The organism is Halopseudomonas xiamenensis (genome assembly GCF_014219065.1).
Taxonomy (GTDB): Bacteria; Pseudomonadota; Gammaproteobacteria; order Pseudomonadales; family Pseudomonadaceae; genus Halopseudomonas; species Halopseudomonas xiamenensis.
This window is the reverse complement of sequence record NZ_JACLGO010000049.1, coordinates 1-3,184: the sequence shown is the minus strand read 5'-3', so window position 1 is coordinate 3,184 and position 3,184 is coordinate 1. Positions and strand designations below refer to the sequence as shown.

At 53.0% G+C, this 3,184-nt stretch carries 2 rRNA genes; both read left to right on the top strand.

What is annotated here, in order from left to right:
* Positions 1–20 precede the first annotated feature (20 nt).
* Positions 21–2,910, top strand: a 23S ribosomal RNA gene (locus H6X51_RS19620).
* 158 nt (positions 2,911–3,068) lie between these two features.
* A 5S ribosomal RNA gene (rrf, locus tag H6X51_RS19615) occupies positions 3,069–3,184 on the top strand.

Here is a 3,184-nt window from a genome sequence, read left to right as displayed (position 1 = left end):
CAGATTGTTTGGGGTTATATGGTCAAGTGAATAAGCGCATACGGTGGATGCCTTGGCAGTCAGAGGCGATGAAAGACGTGGTAGCCTGCGAAAAGCTTCGGGGAGGTGGCAAACGACCTTTGATCCGGAGATGTCTGAATGGGGAAACCCACCTGTCATAAGGCAGGTATCACATACTGAATACATAGGTATGTGAGGCGAACCCGGGGAACTGAAACATCTAAGTACCCGGAGGAAAAGAAATCAACCGAGATTCCCCAAGTAGTGGCGAGCGAACGGGGAGCAGCCCTTAAGCGGTTTGGAGTTTAGTGGAACGCTGTGGAAATGGCGGCCATAGTGGGTGATAGCCCCGTACACGAAAGACTCCTAGCCGTGAAATCGAGTAGGTCGGCGCACGTGAAACGTTGACTGAACATGGGGGGACCATCCTCCAAGGCTAAATACTCCTGACTGACCGATAGTGAACCAGTACCGTGAGGGAAAGGCGAAAAGAACCCCTGTGAGGGGAGTGAAATAGAACCTGAAACCGTATGCGTACAAGCAGTGGGAGCCCACTTGTTGGGTGACTGCGTACCTTTTGTATAATGGGTCAGCGACTTATATTCAGTGGCGAGCTTAACCGTCTAGGGGAGGCGTAGGGAAACCGAGTCTTAATAGGGCGTTTAGTCGCTGGGTATAGACCCGAAACCGGGCGATCTATCCATGGGCAGGTTGAAGGTGCCGTAACAGGCACTGGAGGACCGAACCGACTACCGTTGAAAAGTTAGCGGATGACTTGTGGATAGGAGTGAAAGGCTAATCAAGCTCGGAGATAGCTGGTTCTCCTCGAAAGCTATTTAGGTAGCGCCTCGTGTATCACCACTGGGGGTAGAGCACTGTTTGGGCTAGGGGGTCATCCCGACTTACCAACCCCATGCAAACTCCGAATACCAGTGAGTGCGAGCACGGGAGACACACGGCGGGTGCTAACGTCCGTCGTGAAAAGGGAAACAACCCAGACCGTCAGCTAAGGTCCCAAAGTTATGGTTAAGTGGGAAACGATGTGGGAAGGCTTAGACAGCTAGGAGGTTGGCTTAGAAGCAGCCATCCTTTAAAGAAAGCGTAATAGCTCACTAGTCGAGTCGGCCTGCGCGGAAGATGTAACGGGGCTCAAACCATACACCGAAGCTACGGGTGCATCTTAGGATGTGCGGTAGAGGAGCGTTCTGTAAGCCTGTGAAGGTCAATTGAGAAGTTGGCTGGAGGTATCAGAAGTGCGAATGCTGACATGAGTAACGACAAAGGGAGTGAAAAACTCCCTCGCCGGAAGACCAAGGGTTCCTGCGCAACGTTAATCGACGCAGGGTGAGTCGACCCCTAAGGCGAGACCGAAAGGTGTAGTCGATGGGAAACGGGTTAATATTCCCGTACTTCTGGTTACTGCGATGGGGGGACGGAGAAGGCTAGGCCAGCACGGCGTTGGTTGTCCGTGTTTAAGGTGGTAGGCTGGGATCTCAGGCAAATCCGGGATCTCAAGGCCGAGAGCTGATGACGAGTGTCCTTTTAGGACGCGAAGTGGTTGATGCCAAGCTTCCAGGAAAAGCCTCTAAGCTTCAGGTAACTAGAAATCGTACCCCAAACCGACACAGGTGGTCAGGTAGAGAATACCAAGGCGCTTGAGAGAACTCGGGTGAAGGAACTAGGCAAAATGGCACCGTAACTTCGGGAGAAGGTGCGCCGGCTAGGGTGAAGGACTTGCTCCGTAAGCTCTGGCTGGTCGAAGATACCAGGCCGCTGCAACTGTTTATTAAAAACATAGCACTCTGCAAACACGAAAGTGGACGTATAGGGTGTGACGCCTGCCCGGTGCCGGAAGGTTAATTGATGGGGTTAGCTTCGGCGAAGCTCTTGATCGAAGCCCCGGTAAACGGCGGCCGTAACTATAACGGTCCTAAGGTAGCGAAATTCCTTGTCGGGTAAGTTCCGACCTGCACGAATGGCGTAATGATGGCGGCGCTGTCTCCACCCGAGACTCAGTGAAATTGAAATCGCTGTGAAGATGCAGTGTATCCGCGGCTAGACGGAAAGACCCCGTGAACCTTTACTATAGCTTTGCACTGGACTTTGAACTTGCTTGTGTAGGATAGGTGGGAGGCTGTGAAACGTGGACGCCAGTTCGCGTGGAGCCAACCTTGAAATACCACCCTGGCAACTTTGAGGTTCTAACTCTGGTCCGTTATCCGGATCGAGGACAGTGTATGGTGGGTAGTTTGACTGGGGCGGTCTCCTCCTAAAGAGTAACGGAGGAGTACGAAGGTGCGCTCAGCACGGTCGGAAATCGTGCGTAGAGTATAAAGGCAAAAGCGCGCTTGACTGCGAGACCAACACGTCGAGCAGGTACGAAAGTAGGTCTTAGTGATCCGGTGGTTCTGTATGGAAGGGCCATCGCTCAACGGATAAAAGGTACTCCGGGGATAACAGGCTGATACCGCCCAAGAGTTCATATCGACGGCGGTGTTTGGCACCTCGATGTCGGCTCATCACATCCTGGGGCTGAAGCCGGTCCCAAGGGTATGGCTGTTCGCCATTTAAAGTGGTACGCGAGCTGGGTTTAGAACGTCGTGAGACAGTTCGGTCCCTATCTGCCGTGGACGTTTGAGATTTGAGAGGGGCTGCTCCTAGTACGAGAGGACCGGAGTGGACGAACCTCTGGTGTTCCGGTTGTGTCGCCAGACGCATTGCCGGGTAGCTACGTTCGGAAAAGATAACCGCTGAAAGCATCTAAGCGGGAAACTTGCCTCAAGATGAGATCTCACCGGGGACTTGATCCCCCTGAAGGGCCGTCGAAGACTACGACGTTGATAGGCTGGGTGTGTAAGCGTTGTGAGGCGTTGAGCTAACCAGTACTAATTGCCCGTGTGGCTTGACCATATAACGCCCAAACAATTTGGGTCGTGGTCTGCACATGATGTAGCAAAGAGAAACGACAAGCTGGAACGGCACGAGATTGCGGTTGCCCCTTGTTACACGACTATCACTTTTCCGACCTTTTCGTTGTGTGGATTCAACCCCACCCGACAACCGAATTGCTTGACGACCATAGAGCATTGGAACCACCTGATCCCATTCCGAACTCAGCAGTGAAACGATGCATCGCCGATGGTAGTGTGGGGCTTCCCCATGTGAGAGTAGGTCATCGTCAAGC